Origin of the sequence: Pseudoalteromonas sp. ESRF-bin5 (assembly GCF_002632075.1) — a bacterium.
Lineage (GTDB): Bacteria > Pseudomonadota > Gammaproteobacteria > Enterobacterales > Alteromonadaceae > Pseudoalteromonas > Pseudoalteromonas marina.
In genome coordinates, this window is record NZ_NTLW01000279.1 from 1 (window position 1) to 16,229 (window position 16,229).

The 16,229-nt window shown below is 40.9% G+C and carries 17 protein-coding genes; 1 reads left to right on the forward strand and 16 read right to left on the reverse strand.

Going from position 1 to position 16,229, the window contains the following annotated elements; translation table 11 throughout:
• Positions 1–575: 575 nt before the first annotated feature.
• Both BCG07_RS17150 and BCG07_RS17155 read right to left on the reverse strand, forming a co-directional pair.
• A complete protein-coding gene (locus BCG07_RS17150; RefSeq protein WP_286891249.1) occupies positions 576–2,369 on the reverse strand; it encodes a choice-of-anchor I family protein in 1,794 nt (597 codons plus the stop codon).
• Positions 2,370–2,454: 85 nt separating this feature from the next.
• Complete coding sequence (locus BCG07_RS17155; RefSeq protein WP_243532151.1) at positions 2,455–3,684, reverse strand: acyltransferase family protein; 1,230 nt, start codon at positions 3,682–3,684, stop codon at positions 2,455–2,457.
• 142 nt (positions 3,685–3,826) lie between these two features.
• Here BCG07_RS17155 and BCG07_RS17160 point away from each other — a divergent pair, with 142 nt between their 5' ends.
• Complete coding sequence (locus BCG07_RS17160) at positions 3,827–4,669, forward strand: LytR/AlgR family response regulator transcription factor (RefSeq protein ID WP_243532153.1); 843 nt, start codon at positions 3,827–3,829, stop codon at positions 4,667–4,669.
• A gap of 28 nt (positions 4,670–4,697) precedes the next feature.
• Here BCG07_RS17160 and glmU read toward each other — a convergent pair whose 3' ends face one another.
• The 14 genes from glmU to BCG07_RS17230 all read right to left on the reverse strand — a co-directional run.
• Positions 4,698–6,056, reverse strand: coding sequence for a bifunctional UDP-N-acetylglucosamine diphosphorylase/glucosamine-1-phosphate N-acetyltransferase GlmU (glmU, locus tag BCG07_RS17165; protein ID WP_243532155.1), 1,359 nt, complete (start codon positions 6,054–6,056; stop codon positions 4,698–4,700).
• Positions 6,057–6,347: 291 nt separating this feature from the next.
• A complete protein-coding gene (locus tag BCG07_RS17170; protein ID WP_006793948.1) occupies positions 6,348–6,770 on the reverse strand; it encodes a F0F1 ATP synthase subunit epsilon in 423 nt (140 codons plus the stop codon).
• Between the two features lie 13 nt (positions 6,771–6,783).
• Positions 6,784–8,169: a F0F1 ATP synthase subunit beta gene (gene atpD, locus BCG07_RS17175; RefSeq protein WP_006793949.1), complete on the reverse strand. Its 1,386-nt coding sequence runs from the start codon at positions 8,167–8,169 to the stop codon at positions 6,784–6,786.
• Positions 8,170–8,202: 33 nt separating this feature from the next.
• Positions 8,203–9,063: a F0F1 ATP synthase subunit gamma gene (gene atpG, locus BCG07_RS17180; RefSeq protein ID WP_010558110.1), complete on the reverse strand. Its 861-nt coding sequence runs from the start codon at positions 9,061–9,063 to the stop codon at positions 8,203–8,205.
• 60 nt (positions 9,064–9,123) lie between these two features.
• On the reverse strand, positions 9,124–10,665 hold the full coding sequence (gene atpA / locus BCG07_RS17185) for a F0F1 ATP synthase subunit alpha (RefSeq protein ID WP_006793951.1): 1,542 nt from the start codon (positions 10,663–10,665) through the stop codon (positions 9,124–9,126).
• Between the two features lie 14 nt (positions 10,666–10,679).
• A complete protein-coding gene (gene atpH / locus BCG07_RS17190; RefSeq protein ID WP_006793952.1) occupies positions 10,680–11,213 on the reverse strand; it encodes a F0F1 ATP synthase subunit delta in 534 nt (177 codons plus the stop codon).
• A 16-nt stretch (positions 11,214–11,229) separates the two neighbouring features.
• A complete protein-coding gene (gene atpF / locus BCG07_RS17195; RefSeq protein ID WP_006793953.1) occupies positions 11,230–11,700 on the reverse strand; it encodes a F0F1 ATP synthase subunit B in 471 nt (156 codons plus the stop codon).
• Between the two features lie 41 nt (positions 11,701–11,741).
• Positions 11,742–11,984 (reverse strand): F0F1 ATP synthase subunit C, encoded by a 243-nt coding sequence (gene atpE / locus BCG07_RS17200; RefSeq protein WP_286891257.1) that lies wholly within the window; start codon positions 11,982–11,984, stop codon positions 11,742–11,744.
• Between the two features lie 50 nt (positions 11,985–12,034).
• Positions 12,035–12,892, reverse strand: a complete 858-nt coding sequence (gene atpB / locus BCG07_RS17205) for a F0F1 ATP synthase subunit A (protein ID WP_006793955.1) — start codon at positions 12,890–12,892, stop codon at positions 12,035–12,037.
• A 15-nt stretch (positions 12,893–12,907) separates the two neighbouring features.
• Positions 12,908–13,288, reverse strand: coding sequence for an ATP synthase subunit I (locus BCG07_RS17210; RefSeq protein WP_006793956.1), 381 nt, complete (start codon positions 13,286–13,288; stop codon positions 12,908–12,910).
• A 142-nt stretch (positions 13,289–13,430) separates the two neighbouring features.
• Positions 13,431–14,357, reverse strand: coding sequence for a ParB/RepB/Spo0J family partition protein (locus BCG07_RS17215; protein ID WP_286891260.1), 927 nt, complete (start codon positions 14,355–14,357; stop codon positions 13,431–13,433).
• 20 nt (positions 14,358–14,377) lie between these two features.
• Positions 14,378–15,163, reverse strand: coding sequence for a ParA family protein (locus BCG07_RS17220; RefSeq protein WP_006793958.1), 786 nt, complete (start codon positions 15,161–15,163; stop codon positions 14,378–14,380).
• A 14-nt stretch (positions 15,164–15,177) separates the two neighbouring features.
• Positions 15,178–15,798: a 16S rRNA (guanine(527)-N(7))-methyltransferase RsmG gene (gene rsmG, locus BCG07_RS17225; protein ID WP_010558112.1), complete on the reverse strand. Its 621-nt coding sequence runs from the start codon at positions 15,796–15,798 to the stop codon at positions 15,178–15,180.
• A gap of 15 nt (positions 15,799–15,813) precedes the next feature.
• Positions 15,814–16,229 (reverse strand): tRNA modifying enzyme MnmG family protein (locus BCG07_RS17230; protein ID WP_502694081.1); only part of this gene is annotated, 416 nt, incomplete at its 5' end.

Genomic DNA, 16,229 nt, shown 5'->3' on the forward strand with positions numbered 1-16,229 from the left:
GCTCAATGAATTCTGAATTTATTTAATATCTTTCGATATTGAATTGACTGTGCTGAATAACTACCTAAGTAATTATTCTGTTGGTCACTCAGTTTCAATTGAGACTCTAATTTGTTTGCCTCACTACCTAAGTAGCTTGGCTGTTAGAACTCAATCTGTACGAGTGCCCACACAGATGATTGCTTTATATTGTTAAAGAACGTTGCGACGTTGTCGCTAGGGATGCGTATAATACATCCTTTATTTTTCGAGTCAATACTTTGTTTTCAAATTTCTTTTTAGAATCTTTAAAAGTAAAGTTTTACTTAACTCTCTGATTAACTCTTGCCTCGCTATGCGTTGGCGCCTGCCGTCTCAGTGGGGTCGCATTATAGGGATATTCGAGTGGGGGTCAACGTTTAATTCATGCTTTTTTGAATAAAAATACTTTTAGTACGAAAGGTATACAAATAAAGGGGTAGAGGGCGCTTTTAGCTTAAAAAACATGCATTTTTAATCTCTACTTAAATGCTAATACTCTATCAATATAAAAAGCGGAAAATAAAGCATGATATTTTCCGCTTTTTACAGAGTGGTTAATTAGCTGAAACTTCCCATACTGCGATAGAACCAGATATCTCATTACCTATTATAAGTAGCGGTTCGCCTGTTGCACTTTGTTCGCGTGGTATGAATGTCATTCCTTCTGGTGCTAGATCACCGGTAATTTCTGCACCAGCTATTAAACCTCGGTTATAAAAGTAGTCTTCAAACTGCACATCATATGGGTTAGTAATATCGTAAATCATGATCCCCCCCATACGCTCGAGTCCAATAAATGCAAAGGTGCGTTCGCCAATTGTACCTATAGTTAGCGCTTCGGGTTCTGCGCCTTTATCGTCTGAGCGTGTATCGCCTTTATTTTCATCTTCATTATTATTAAACGCCTCGCCATGAACTGATGCGGTAATACGGCCTATATCGTCTCCAGAATCAAACACCACCAGCCCATTGCTGTCCCAAATGGTAAACGAACGTGCGCCATAGGCATAAAGCGATTCGTATTGACCATCGTTATTATTATCACCTTTAACCGTTGTCACTTTTAAACGGCCGATGTCGTTATCGTCGTTATTTAAGTAATCAAAATTAGCAGCAAGCGTTAGGTCTTCGACGCGGCTTTCATCTATGTAAGCAAGACATCCATCGTCTTCATCGAAATCTACGCCGCCTTTAGCTATGCAATCTGCCTCATTGGTTGTATCAAAAAAGTATTCGCGTGCATCACCTTCATTAGCCGACACTATAAAGTTTGCACCTTTCCAGCTAAAGCTTGAAATTGTGTCTGGCTGATACATGCTATATAAGCCAGGGTATGATTTAAAATTAACACCGCCGTCTTTATCTGATGCGTCTATTTGCAAGCTAGACCAGTCTTTAAACCCTAACCCTTTTAACTCAAGAGAGTTATCTTCTAAATTAACGATGGCTAGTCCATTATTTTCTTGAATCGATACGTAGGCATATTTGTTATCTTTAGAAATACTGACGTATTCTGGCTCTAAGTCCATAGCTACGGTGGTATTGATTAAATTACCATTTATGGTGCGCCCTGCTGGATTAGCAAATACCAGCCCGAGTGCTTCAAGTTCAGATTGCTTATCGTTGTATGCTGTAAAATCAATATTGGTAGCATTGTCGGCAATTACACCATCATTAACATTGATAATGCTGATAGAACCCTGTGGATCAATACTATAGTCGCCGTTAGGTTCCCCTTCGTTGGCAACAACTACTTTTGCTCCATCATGGCTAAATGTAACCATATCGGGTAAAAAACCAGCAGTTACATTTTTTATAAATATTGGTGTATCGCCGCTTATGTCGTAAAAGGCAACTTGACCTGCCTCTCCAACACTTTTAGCAGCCATTGCTACAGCAAGTAACTGGTTATTTTCATCTATTGCTATGCTGTTTGCGTCACCGGAGGTGTTGTCGTTTAAGGTAAGTGTAATTGCCGTACCTAAGTTGGTTGTATTTACAATGCCTTCGTTGTCTTGCACTAGAGCAGCTGTATCGAATGTGTCTGCAGGAATAATATTTACAACCGCAGCATCCCCCGAGCTATTAATAGCGTAAATCCATTTTTTTGATGCTTGATAAGCAACTATTTCGGCAGCACCTTCAGGGCTTTGCGCATTGAGTACTGCTCGTCCTATTAGGTTAATAGTTAAAGCCGAATTTGCATTAGTGCCGTTAATTCCATTTTCACCTGCTGTACCTTGCTCGCCTTGAGCTCCTTGTGCGCCATTTTGACCATCATCGCCATCTAATGAGCAACCAGTCAGCATAGATAAAAGTGAAAGCGCTATTATTGATTTTTTTAACATTGTTCTTTTCCTTAGTGTGGTATTAGGTAAATATCAACACAGAGGTATTACAAAGTTATGGCATTTTTAATACGGCTTTTTTACTTTAAAAAGCCAACTGATAGGCTAACGGTAAGGTAAGCAACATACCCAATACATAACCCGTTTTTTTAAGCGCTGGCGAATAGTTGTTTTTTATTTTAAGACCTAGCAAGGGCCTAATAATATCAATGCGCATTACCACTAATGTAATAGCTGCGCACGCCCCCCAAGTGCACACAATAATTAAAAATAACTCAACCATAAGACCAAGGTTAAAAGGTTGTAGCACAAAGCATAAAATAATTAATACACTTTGATGCAATACATAAAAGGGAAACACCCAGCTATTTAGTGTGTTTAAGTAAGCAGCTTTAAAATTTAAAAAACGCTGCGCTAAGGTAAGCATGGTAAGTACACCAACTACTCTTTGAGTATTGTATATTGCAGTCCACACATAGTTTGGTAAATCCAGTTCATTTTGATACGCCAAAGCAATACACACATACAATAGAGTAAAGCTTGCACACAATAGCCAAAGGTATCGATTTAAACTTTTCCAAAAATAAGTGTTTTTAGCTAACAAGTAGCCTGTAAATAAAAATATAAAGCCGCTTACTTCGCGTATTGCATCACCTTTTAAACAATTATTAGCAAGCAACATGGCTATTACCAATAGGCCTGTAAGCATAGAAAATGATAGGTTTACTTTAATCGTATTTAATAAAGAAGAAAAAATAGAAAGCTTTGCTACTAATGAGTATATAAAAACAATAAGCATAAACTGCCACAAAGAGCGTAAATACCATAAATGATTTACATCAACATGCGGCCATACTCCAGATTGGTAATTAACAAATATGCTATTACTAGTATCTAAAAACGCTAAATAGAACTGCCAATACGTTATATCTATAACGCCTTGTTGATGCATTTCGGCATAAAGCTGTATAGGTACAACTAACCATAACCCCACCAGCAGGGGGAGTAATATGAAAATAGAACGCTTTAAAACAAATAAGGCACATAATTTATAGCCACTTACTTTATCAAGCATAAAACGAAGTGCTACCCCTGATATAAACCAAATTAGCAGCATTCTCCAAGGGGAAAACAGCAACATAAAATACTCTACGTGTTCAGACGTATAATTACTTTTAAAATGAAACCCCCAATTTTGGCTATACAACATACCTATGTGATAAAAAATGAGAGTTGCAAATGCAATTACTCTTAGCCAATCAATAAAGTAATGGCGAGAGTGTGTAGATTGTATTGCGTTTAATTGAGTACTCATACGTTAACCATGTGTTTGTGATACCGGTAGTTAACTTAAAATTACTCGCAAAAACTATACATAAGTGCTTATATTACAAGCAATAGTGATAAAAGGTGGTATACAGGGATAACTGTCGCCTACAAATATAAAAGCATACATAATGAACCTTCAACACTTTCAACGTTTTCAAACTTTTTATGCCGCGTTACTTTTGTTTAGCTACGTTGTAATAAATAATACGGTTAATGCGACAACTCAAATAATGGAGGCGCAAAGAGACGGCGCACTTCCTTTTTTAATATGGGAGCCGTTTGTATGGGAATATTCCAGTGCGTTTAGCACGTTACTTATATTTCCGGCTGTAGTATGGCTATTAAAAAAAGTACCTTTTAATTGGCATAATATTGCGCTTTCGCTGTGTACTTACTTTGTAGCGTCTATTATTTTCAGCGTACTCCATATTAGTGTAATGGTTGGAGGGCGTAAGCTCGTTTATTGGTTGAACGAACTTCACTACAACTTTGGCCTCAGCTGGTTTGAATTTTTATATGAATACCAAAAAGATGCGATAAGCTTTTTATTCTTTATCACCCTTATTAAAGTTTATCAGTATATTGTTAAACAGTTGTTGGGAGAGGCCTCGTCTATTGATGAAGGTGCGCAACACATTACTGACACTATAAATCGCTTATTAGTTAAAAAGCGGGGTAAAGAGTTTATTATAAAAATTGACGACGTGGATTGGCTAGAATCTTCAGGTAATTATGTAAACTTACACATTGGCACGTCCATTTACCCTTTAAGAGTGACGCTCACTGAATTAAGTAAACAACTAGAAGTACAGGGCTTTTGTAGGATTCACCGAAGTCATGGCGTAAAACTCGATAAAGTAGAATGTATTACACCACTCCCCAGCGGCGACAGCGAAATAAAACTAACTACAGGTAAAGTGCTTAACCTTTCTAGGCGTTATAAAGAGCAATTTAAACTTAAGCTGCAATAAAAAAGGCTACCTAAGTAGCCTTTAATTATTATTTTTTAACTGGTCGTTTCCAACCGGTTAAGTTGCGTTGCTTTGAACGTGCTATTGCCAGTTGCTCGTCTTCAACAGTGCTAGTGATCACAGAGCCTGCTCCCACAGTTGCAGTAGAACCAATATTTACAGGAGCAACAAGTGATGAGTTAGAGCCTATAAAAGCGTTATCACCAATAATGGTTTTTGCTTTATTAACACCATCGTAGTTACAAGTAATAGTGCCTGCGCCAATATTCACCTTTTCGCCAATTTCAGCATCACCTAAGTAACTTAAGTGATTAGCTTTAGAGCCTTTACCTAAACGCGTTTTTTTCATCTCAACAAAGTTACCAATGTGAGAGTCTTCTTCCATTACCGCACCTGGCCGAAGGCGAGCGTATGGGCCAAGGGTACATTTAGCCGCTACGCTTGCATCTTCAATAAGGGTATTCGCTTTTATTACAACGTTATCGCCTATGGTACAGTTTTTAAGTACACAGTTAGGACCTATTTGTACGTTATTACCAAGGGTTACATTACCCTCAAAAATAACGTTTATATCAATTAATACATCTTCGCCTGTTTTAACATTGCCACGTACATCAATACGGGCAGGGTCGGCGAGGGTAGCACCATTTAACATTAACTCTTCTGCTTGCCATGCTTGGTAAGCGCGCTCTAACCCTGCTAGTTGTACGCGGTTGTTTGCACCTTCAACTTCCATTGCATGATCTGGTTGAGCCGATGTAATTTCTACACCTTCATTGTGCGCCATTGCCACTATATCAGTTAGGTAGTATTCGCCTTGCGCATTATTGTTAGATAAGTTGCCTAACCAGGTTTTTAACAGTTTGCCATTAACCGCCATAATACCGGTGTTTACTTCGTTAATTAATAACTGCTCAGCGCTTGCATCTTTTTGCTCAATAATACCGACAAGTTTGCCATCTTCTCGTAGCATACGACCGTAGCCATTTGGATTAACCAAGTTAACGGTTAATACCGCTAGCCCATTTTTAGGAGTTGCAGCTAATAAGCGCTCAAGCGTTGATTGCTTAGTTAAAGGAACATCGCCGTATAAAACCAATACAGTATCGTCATCGTTAATATGAGGGTTTGCTTGTGCTACTGCATGGCCAGTACCAAGTTGCTCTGCTTGCAGTACCCAATTAACATCGTTATCGGCAAGTTGTTGTTGTAATAGTTCGCCGCCGTGTCCGTAAACTAAATTAGTGGTTGTTGCACCCAGTACCTTTGCGTTATCAATAACATGCTGCACCATAGGTTTACCTGCCACTTTATGCAGTACTTTTGGTAGAGCAGAGCGCATACGAGTACCTTTACCCGCAGCAAGAATTACAGTAGTTAGAGCCATTAAAACAATTTCCTTTTTCCGTTGTTTTAGTTAACAAGTCTGTTTATGCAGAAGATTACGTAAGTCACGCCCTGTGCAAATACTCAGTAAACTAATTTGCTAGTACTGAATCTTGACTGAAAAATAGACTTAATTGAATAGCGTTATTGTAGCGGGGTTTGTTAAAGGATATAAGTGAAAAGCTCAGTTAATAACTTCGACGACTAAAAAAAGCTTAAATTTAAACACGGACCTTAGCAACAAGCACAAAAAAGCCCACTTTAAAGTGGGCTTTTTATAAACCAGATAGGCTTACTTTTTACGTAATTGCTGAATAACACGTAGTTGTGCTACCGCTTCAGCTAGTTGCATTGCCGCTTGATTATAATCAAGCTCTGACGATGCACCTTTTGCCATTTGCGCTTCAGCGTCACGTTTAGCTTGCTCTGCAGCTTGTTCGTCTAGGTCTTCACCACGAACGGCTGTGTCTGCAAGTACGGTCACTATGTTCGGTTGAACTTCTAGTGTACCACCAGCAATATAGATGAGTTCTTCTTCACCAAATTGCTTAACTAAACGCACCATACCAGGTTTAAGGGCAGTTAGTAGTGGCGCGTGACCGGCATTAACACCAAGCTCACCTTCACTACCAGATACTTGAATCGATTCAACCAAACCAGAAAACAAGTTCTGCTCTGCGCTTACTACGTCAAGATGTACAGTCATAGCTGCCATACTACCCTCCTAATTACATGCTTTTGGCTTTTTCTTGAGCTTCTTCGATAGAGCCAACCATGTAGAACGCTTGCTCTGGAAGGTCATCAAACTCACCGTTTAAAATGCCTTTGAAGCCAGCAATTGTGTCTTTAAGTGAAACGTATTTACCTGACGCACCTGTAAATACCTCTGCCACGAAGAACGGCTGAGATAGGAAACGTTGGATTTTACGTGCACGAGATACAAGTTGCTTATCTTCGTCAGAAAGCTCGTCCATACCTAGGATTGCGATGATGTCTTTAAGTTCTTTGTAACGCTGAAGAACTGTTTGAACGCCACGCGCTGTATCGTAGTGCTCTTGACCAATTACTAGTGGGTCAAGTTGACGTGAAGATGAATCAAGTGGATCTACCGCTGGGTAAATACCAAGTGATGCGATATCACGTGAAAGTACTACTGTTGCATCTAAGTGAGCAAACGTTGTTGCTGGAGATGGATCCGTTAAATCATCCGCAGGTACGTATACCGCTTGGATTGATGTGATTGAACCCGTCTTAGTAGATGCAATACGCTCTTGAAGTACACCCATTTCTTCAGCTAGTGTAGGCTGGTAACCTACTGCTGATGGCATACGACCAAGTAGTGCAGATACTTCTGTACCCGCAAGTGTGTAACGGTAGATGTTATCTACGAAGAAAAGTACATCGCGACCTTCGTCACGGAACTTTTCAGCCATAGTAAGACCTGTTAACGCTACGCGTAAACGGTTACCTGGAGGCTCGTTCATCTGACCGTATACAAGCGATACTTTATCAAGTACGTTTGAATCGTTCATTTCATGGTAGAAATCGTTACCCTCACGAGTACGCTCACCAACACCTGCGAATACTGAGTAGCCGCTGTGCTCGATTGCGATGTTACGGATAAGTTCCATCATGTTTACGGTTTTACCAACACCGGCACCACCGAATAAACCAACTTTACCACCTTTAGCAAACGGACATACAAGGTCGATTACCTTGATACCTGTTTCTAAAAGTTCTACTGAACTTGATTGCTCTTCGTATGAAGGCGCTGCACGGTGAATAGACATACGGTCTTCTTCGCCGATTGGGCCAGCTTCATCGATTGGCTCACCAAGTACGTTCATGATACGACCAAGTGTTGCTTTACCAACTGGAACTTGAATCGCTTCACCTGTGTTTGATACTGCTGCACCACGACGTAAACCGTCTGTAGTACCTAGTGCGATAGTACGTACCACACCGCCACCTAGCTGCTGTTGAACTTCTAGAGTCAAACCAGCTAAATCGCCATCTGTTACTTTTAGCGCGTCATATACGGCTGGCACGTTGTCTTGTGAAAATTCAATATCCACAACGGCACCGATAATTTGGACGACCTTACCTAAACTCATGTCTATTCCTCTCGTTAATCTTTGCCTGAAGCATTAAACTGCGGCTGAACCAGAAACAATCTCACTAATTTCTTGTGTGATTGCCGCTTGGCGGGCCTTGTTGTAAACAAGCTGTAACTCATCCATAAGGTCGCCAGCGTTATCAGTTGCGGCTTTCATCGCAACCATACGGGCAGCCTGTTCAGAGGCAGCGTTCTCAACCACACCTTGGTATACCTGAGATTCTACAAAGCGAACTAACAAAGACTCTAAAATAGCGTCTGGGTTAGGTTCGTATAAGTAGTCCCATGTGTGGGCAGATACTTCTTCTTCAGCTTTTGGCAAAGGGAGTAACTGATCTATTGTTGGCTCTTGCTTCATGGTATTAACGAAGTTGTTATATACCAGGAATAAACGGTCAATTTTACCTTCAGAGAATGCATCAAGCATTACTTTTACAGGACCAATAACGTCTTGTACTGAAGGTTTATCTCCTAGGCCTGCTTTTTTAGCAAGCACTTGACCACCAAAGCGTTGAAAGAAACCAGCAGCTTTGCTGCCTAAAGTTGCAAACTCTGCGTCTACACCTTTTTCTTTCCATGCTTTTATGTCTAATGCAACTTTCTTAAACTCGTTTGAGTTTAGGCCGCCACATAGACCACGGTCAGTAGAGATAACAATATAACCAACTCGTTTTACTTCACGTTCTTCTAAGAACGGGTGAGTAAAATCAAGATTTGCTTGAGCAACACGACCAATCACTTTGCGTAATTTGTCAGCGTATGGACGGCTTGAAGCCACTCGTTCTTGCGCCTTTTTCATTTTAGACGCAGCAACCATTTCCATTGCGCTAGTGATCTTTTGAGTATTTTTAATACTCCCGATCTTGCTTTTAATCTCTTTTCCGCTGGCCATGACTCTCTCTCCGAATCAAGGTGTGCTTTAGTAAACTAAAGCGCACCATTAATAACTAAATTACCAAGTTTGCGTAGACTTGAACTTCTCTAGAAGTTCTTTAAGTTGCGCTTCGATCTCGGCGTTGTAGTTACCAGTTTCATTGATTTGAGCCACAAGCTCTGCGTATGTGCTACTTGCGTAAGAAAGTAAAGCTGCTTCGAAATCCATGATTTTAGCGATCTCGATATCTTTAAGATAACCTTTCTCAGCTGCAAATAACGACAAAGACATTTCAGCAACAGACATTGGCGCGTACTGTTTCTGCTTCATTAGCTCTGTTACACGCTCACCATGCTCAAGTTGAGCACGTGTAGCATCGTCAAGGTCAGACGCGAACTGCGAGAACGCAGCTAATTCACGGTACTGAGCTAGGGCTAGACGGATACCGCCACCTAGTTTCTTAACGATTTTAGTTTGTGCAGCACCACCAACACGCGATACCGAGATACCAGCATTTACTGCCGGACGGATACCTGAGTTGAATAAGTCAGTTTCTAAGAAGATCTGACCATCGGTGATAGAGATAACGTTAGTCGGTACAAACGCAGAAACGTCGCCGCCTTGAGTTTCAATGATTGGCAATGCCGTCAATGAACCAGTTTGTCCTTTCACTTCACCGTTAGTGAACTTTTCAACGTAATCAGCGTTTACACGCGATGCACGCTCTAAAAGACGCGAGTGAAGGTAGAATACGTCACCTGGGTATGCTTCACGACCTGGTGGACGCTTAAGTAGTAATGAGATTTGACGGTAAGCAACAGCTTGCTTAGATAAATCATCATATACGATTAATGCGTTTTCACCACGGTCACGGAAGTATTCACCCATAGTACAGCCCGAGAACGGTGCTAAGTACTGAAGTGCCGCAGACTCAGAAGCAGATGCTACAACTACGATAGTATTTGCAAGTGCACCGTGCTCTTCTAATTTACGTACCACGTTAGCAATAGTAGATGCTTTTTGACCAACCGCTACGTACACACACTTAACGCCTGTGTCTTTTTGGTTGATGATCGCATCGATTGCTAGTGCAGTTTTACCTGTTTGGCGGTCACCGATTACAAGCTCACGCTGACCACGACCAACTGGAATCATCGCATCAATAGATTTGTAACCAGTTTGTACTGGCTCATCTACAGATTGACGTTCGATTACACCTGGTGCAATTTTTTCTACAGGTTCAAACCCGTCGTTGTCTAAAGCGCCTTTACCATCGATAGGAGCACCTAGTGTGTTTACAACACGACCAAGTAAGCCAGCACCAACAGGAACTTCTAAGATACGACCAGTTGTGTATACTTTTACGCCTTCAGTAAGGTCAGCGTATGGACCCATTACTACTGCACCAATTGAGTCGCGCTCAAGGTTTAGTGCGATAGCATAACGGTTGCCAGGAAGCTCAATCATCTCACCTTGCATACAGTCAGCTAGACCGTGGATGCGGATGATACCGTCAGTAACAGATACAATTGTACCTTCGTTACGAGCTTCACTTACAACTTCGAACTTCTCAATACGTTGTTTGATTAGTTCTGAAATTTCAGTGGAATTAAGTTGCATGCTCTTTTTCCCAATTACGATTGTAGTGTTGTGGCTAAGCGGTTTAATTTTCCGCGTACAGAGCCGTCGATTACAGTGTCGCCTGCCTTAATAATAAGGCCGCCAACTACTGACGCGTCTTCACTACAATTCAGCTTAACTTTGCGTGCGAAACGTTTTTCAAGTGTCGCTACCAATGACTCTTGCTGCGCTGCAGTAAGAGGGGTTGCCGAAATCACGTCTACATCGATTTCTTTGTCATACTCTGCTTTAAACGCAGCGAATAACTGTGCAACCTCAGGCAGTGCAATCAAACGTCCATTTTCAGCCATCACCTTCACTAGGTTCTGACCTTGTTCGTTGAGCTGCTCTGCGCATAAGTTAATAAATAACTCAGCTTGTGCAGAAGCAGTAGGCAATCCAGCTAAAATGGCTGATGCTTGCTCATCGCTGGCAACATGGCCAGCGAAAAACAACATGTCATTCCAGCTTTCAATAGCGCCTTTTTCAACGGCAAGTTCAAAAGCCGCTTTAGCGTATGGGCGAGCGATAGTAGTCAATTCAGACATGCTCATACCCTCCTAATTACAGCTCAGCGACAAGTTTTTCAACGATGTCACTATGTGCGGCTTGATTGATTTCACGCTCTAAAATTCTCTCTGCGCCAACCACAGCCAGTGTTGCTACTTGCTTACGTAGCTCTTCTGTCACACGGTTACGCTCTGATTCAATTTCAGAGTGCCCTTGAGCAATAATTTTTTCACGCTCTTCTTGTCCACGAACTGTTTCTTCGTCAACAATTAGCACGGCACGCTTTTTAGCTTGATCAATGATATCAGCCGCTTGAGCTTTTGCATCTTTAAGCTGTTCTGCAGCTTTTTGTTGCGCAAGTTCTAAGTCTTTTTCGGCTCTATCAGAGGCAGCTAAACCATCTTCGATTTTCTTCTGGCGAGCTTCAATTGCACCGTTTAGTGGTGGCCATACGAACTTCATACAAAAAAGTACGAACACCGTAAACGCAATTAATTCACCGATAAGAGTGGCGTTTAAGTTCACAACCGCTCCTCCTTAAATAGTAAGCTGTTCAAAAAATAAAATTAAAGTACGAACAACAATACCATCGCGATACCAACACCAATCATTGCTACAGCATCGATTAGACCAGCAAGGATAAACATTTTAACTTGTAGCGATGGTGCTAGCTCAGGTTGACGCGCACATGCTTCAAGGAATTTACCGCCCATGTTACCAAAACCAACAGCAGTACCGATTGCACCAAAACCAATTAGTAGTGCAACTGCGATGTATTTTAAGCCGTTTAAAAGTTCTAAAGCTTCCATTTATTTCTCCAAAGTTTCAATTGTATTAAAAGTAAAAGTAAAATTGTAAATTAGTGATTATCTGAACTTGCCATGCTTAGGTATACGATTGTTAGCATCATGAATACGAATGCTTGCAATACGATTACTAAGATATGGAATACAGCCCAAACAAAGTGCAACGGTAGTTGCATTAAGCCAATCGCACCTATAAGGATGAAGATTAGTTCACCTGCATATAAGTTACCGAACAAACGCAGCGCCAGTGAAAACGGCTTAGAAACCAATGCGATAAGCTCTAGTAATAGATTGAATGGGATTAAAAGAATCTGCATAGCTGTATTGTTTGAACTAAACGGGTGAAGTGTTAGCTCTTTAATAAAACCGCCGATACCTTTAATTTTAATTGAGTAACCAATCATTAATATAAACACACCTAGCGCCAGCGCTGCAGTTAAGTTTATATCTGTTGTTGGTACAATTTTCATGTATACGTCGTGTGAGTCCATGCCAAAGGCTTGCTCACCTACTAAACCAGCAAATGCAGGTAAGAAGTCAACTGGGATTAAATCCATTAAGTTCATTAAGAATATCCAAACGAATATCGTTAATGCTAATGGTGCAATTAGCTTGCTTTTACCATGGAAAGTATCACGTACGTTGTCGCCAACGAACTCAACTATCATTTCAATGAAACACTGAAATTTACCTGGTACGCCCAATGTTGATTTTTTAGCGGCACTACGGAAGATCCATAAAAAGATAAGACCTAGTCCGATTGACCATGCGAGGGTATCTACATGCCATGTCCAAAAACCACTGTCCGTACATGCTTTATTGAAGGCTAGACCGGCGTCGGTCGAGCACATCTTAGCATTGGTTAAGTGGTGCTGGATATGGCTAGATAGAGTAACTTCTTCTGCAGCCATGTTATATCCCAAAAGTTAATGTTTAAAAAAAACGGGTGCAAACAATCCAGTGAATAAAGCCAGTACATAGATACTAAAAAAGGGCAGCAAAACTACCGGAAAATGCTTTAGTACTAGCGCAAACAATATGATTGTCAGCATAAACTTTAGTGCGTTACCGCGTTTTAACGCGTTATACGCTTGTTCTGCACGACTCGCCCCCATAAATCGGAATGCGTAAAGTGCAAAAACACAGTGAGGAAGTATCGCAACTGCACCACCAGCTAACGCTGACAGACTGGCTTCAACTCCCAAACCAATAAAAATAATTACGGCAGCAAATAATGCTACAACACCCTGAAGACAAATTAGTTTAAATGCGGCAAGCCTATACGGACTTGCTAACTTATTATTCACTTTTTGTTAACCTTAATGGCGTTCAAATCGTTAGGGTGTGAAAACTGGCGAAATTATACTGTATCCTGCCAGTTTTGCAACTTGAGTAGAGTGTTTGTAACACAAATTTGCTACAAATGTCTCTTTTTAGACATGTAATAGATCAATGGTGGGTATTGTCGTGATTAATACGATTCAAAATGCCGTCAAGCTCGTCTAAATTAGTATATGAAATAACCAATTTACCTTTGCCTTTTTTGTTGTAATTTATCTCTACTTTAGCACCTAGGTTTTCAGCTAATTGTTGTTCTAACTGTTTAACATCTGGGTCTTTTTGGTGTTCTTGTTTGGCGGGTGCTGGCTCTAAAATTGCACGCACTAGCTTTTCAGTTTCTCTTACTGTTAGTGCCTTTGCAACGGCGGTTCGTGCTGCGTCAGACTGCGCTTCGCCTTCAAGTGCTAGTAAACAACGCGCATGGCCCATTTCTATGTCACCATGTTCTAACAAAATTTTTACATCACTATTTAAATTATTTAAACGTAATAAGTTTGTTACGGTGGTTCTTGATTTGCCAACTGCATCAGCCACTTGCTGATGTGTTAATTCAAACTCATTTAATAAACGATTAAGCGCAACCGCTTCTTCCATTGCATTTAAATCTTCACGCTGAATATTTTCAATCAGTGCTATAGCAACGGCGGCTTCATCGGGTACATCTTTAATAATACATGGAACTGCGTCTAGTTTTGCAATTTGCGCTGCGCGCCAACGACGTTCACCGGCAATAATTTCATAGCTATTGTGGGCAATAGGGCGCACAACAATAGGTTGAATAATTCCTTGTGAGCGAATAGAGCTGGCGAGTTCTTCGAGTGCCTCTTCAGACATGTCTTTACGAGGTTGGTACTTGCCTGAATGCAAAAACTCAATAGGCAATGTTTGTAACGGGTTATCTGTAGCACTAACTTTGCTTTGGACAACCTCTGTTACGTTTTGTGTGTCTTGTTCCTTGCTGGCGCTCGGTGCAGGCTTAGACGAACTTAAAAGTGCATCGAGTCCTCGGCCTAAACCTCGTTTTTTAGCAGACATGTTATTTTTTTACCTCAAAGTTAGGCGACAACGGACGCTGTTTTTTCTTTTCTGCGCAGCATTTCACCGGCAAGTGCCAAATACGCTTTTGCGCCACTTGATGCTCTGTCGTAGTACATAGCAGGTGCGCCAAAACTTGGCGCCTCAGCTAGACGAACATTTCGTGGGATCACAGTGCGATACACTTTATCACCAAAATGTTGTTTTAATTGTTCTGAAACGTCGTTTGCTAGGCGGTTACGCGGATCGTACATAGTGCGTAATATGCCTTCAATTTTTAATTCAGGATTTACTAATTTAGCCAATTGCGTAATGGTATCCATTAATGCTGTTAGGCCTTCCAGTGCATAATATTCACATTGCATTGGTACTAAAATAGAATCTGCAGCGGCCATAGCATTAACAGTTAACATGTTTAATGAAGGCGGGCAGTCTATAAATATAAACTCGTATTGGTCCTGAATTTTTTCAAGTGCATTACGAAGACGCACTTCACGGGCAAATAATTCCATTAGTTTAACTTCAGCAGCGGTTACGTCTCCGTTTGCTGCAATCATATGGTATTCACCAGATGTTTCTTTAATGATCACGTCTTCAATGGGCTTATCTTCAATAAGTAGGTCGTAAATAGTGGGCACGTCGCCATATTTATCTACACCACTGCCCATAGTGGCATTACCTTGCGGGTCGAGATCAATTAACAGCACTTTACGCTTCGTTGCGGCCATAGACGCAGCGAGATTAACAGCGGTCGTAGTTTTACCTACACCCCCTTTTTGATTTGCTAATGCGATGACTTTTGCCACAGTGTCTCTGATCCCTAGTCTTTAGAAAGAATAATTAAATGTCGTTGTGCATCTAACTCAGGTACTTCTAATGCAATTTTTTTCTCGAACTTTACGCCAGCGGGTAATGACTCTAACTCTTCGCTAGGGTATACGCCTTTAAGCGCAATAAAATGGCCAGATTGATCAATTAGGTGTGAACACCAGTCAACCATATCTTGTAATGATGCAAATGCACGACTGAGTACGCCATCTAATTTAACACTTGGCTGATATTCTTCAACTCTTGACTGTACCGGGGTAACATTATCAAGCCCAAGTTCATGCTTCACGTGCATTAAAAAGCGTACACGCTTACCTAAGCTGTCGAGTAATACAAATTGAGTATTAGGAAGTGCAATAGCTAAAACAATACCAGGAAGCCCTGGGCCTGTACCAACATCAATATAATGATGACCGGGTAAATGAGGTGCAACAACAAGGCTATCCATAATATGCTTTACCATCATTTCTTGAGGTAAACGTACTGAGGTTAAGTTATACGCTTTGTTCCACTTATCCAATAGTTCAACGTAACGAACAAGCTGTTGCTGTTGTTTTTCTGTTAGCGCAATATCAGTTTGCGCTAACAATGTAGTTAATTGTTGTTGTAACACTAGGTGCCCTTACCGTTACGCAGATTTGCGTAATAAGCCTTGCTTCTTCAGATACACTAATAATAACGAAATAGCTGCTGGTGTGATACCAGAAATACGCGAAGCCTGACCAATAGTGTCTGGACGAGACTCTTCTAGTTTTGCCACTACCTCGTTTGATAAACCTGATACGGTTTTATAATCAAACTCTTTTGGTAAGATTGTTTCTTCATGGCGAAGCTGTTTATTGATCTCATCCTGCTGACGCGCAATGTAACCTGCGTATTTTGTATGGATCTCAACCTGCTCTAAAGCCGCTTTATTTGTAAACTCAGATCCTAAGCCTTCAATAGCCATTAGATCATCATAACGGATCTCTGGGCGGCGTAGTAATTCTTCTAAACTTGCTTCACGCGTTAATGGAGCTTTTAATAAAGCGTTTACTTGATCAA

What these genes read in the sequence shown, in the direction of transcription:
- BCG07_RS17150 (WP_286891249.1), bottom strand. Translation starts at nt 2,369, where the DNA reads ATGTTAAAAAAATCAATAATAGCGCTTTCACTTTTATCTATGCTGACT.
- BCG07_RS17155 (WP_243532151.1), bottom strand. Translation starts at nt 3,684, where the DNA reads ATGAGTACTCAATTAAACGCAATACAATCTACACACTCTCGCCATTAC.
- BCG07_RS17160 (WP_243532153.1), top strand. Translation starts at nt 3,827, where the DNA reads ATGAACCTTCAACACTTTCAACGTTTTCAAACTTTTTATGCCGCGTTA.
- glmU (WP_243532155.1), bottom strand. Translation starts at nt 6,056, where the DNA reads ATGGCTCTAACTACTGTAATTCTTGCTGCGGGTAAAGGTACTCGTATG.
- BCG07_RS17170 (WP_006793948.1), bottom strand. Translation starts at nt 6,770, where the DNA reads ATGGCAGCTATGACTGTACATCTTGACGTAGTAAGCGCAGAGCAGAAC.
- atpD (WP_006793949.1), bottom strand. Translation starts at nt 8,169, where the DNA reads ATGAGTTTAGGTAAGGTCGTCCAAATTATCGGTGCCGTTGTGGATATT.
- atpG (WP_010558110.1), bottom strand. Translation starts at nt 9,063, where the DNA reads ATGGCCAGCGGAAAAGAGATTAAAAGCAAGATCGGGAGTATTAAAAAT.
- atpA (WP_006793951.1), bottom strand. Translation starts at nt 10,665, where the DNA reads ATGCAACTTAATTCCACTGAAATTTCAGAACTAATCAAACAACGTATT.
- atpH (WP_006793952.1), bottom strand. Translation starts at nt 11,213, where the DNA reads ATGTCTGAATTGACTACTATCGCTCGCCCATACGCTAAAGCGGCTTTT.
- atpE (WP_286891257.1), bottom strand. Translation starts at nt 11,984, where the DNA reads ATGGAAGCTTTAGAACTTTTAAACGGCTTAAAATACATCGCAGTTGCA.
- atpB (WP_006793955.1), bottom strand. Translation starts at nt 12,892, where the DNA reads ATGGCTGCAGAAGAAGTTACTCTATCTAGCCATATCCAGCACCACTTA.
- BCG07_RS17215 (WP_286891260.1), bottom strand. Translation starts at nt 14,357, where the DNA reads ATGTCTGCTAAAAAACGAGGTTTAGGCCGAGGACTCGATGCACTTTTA.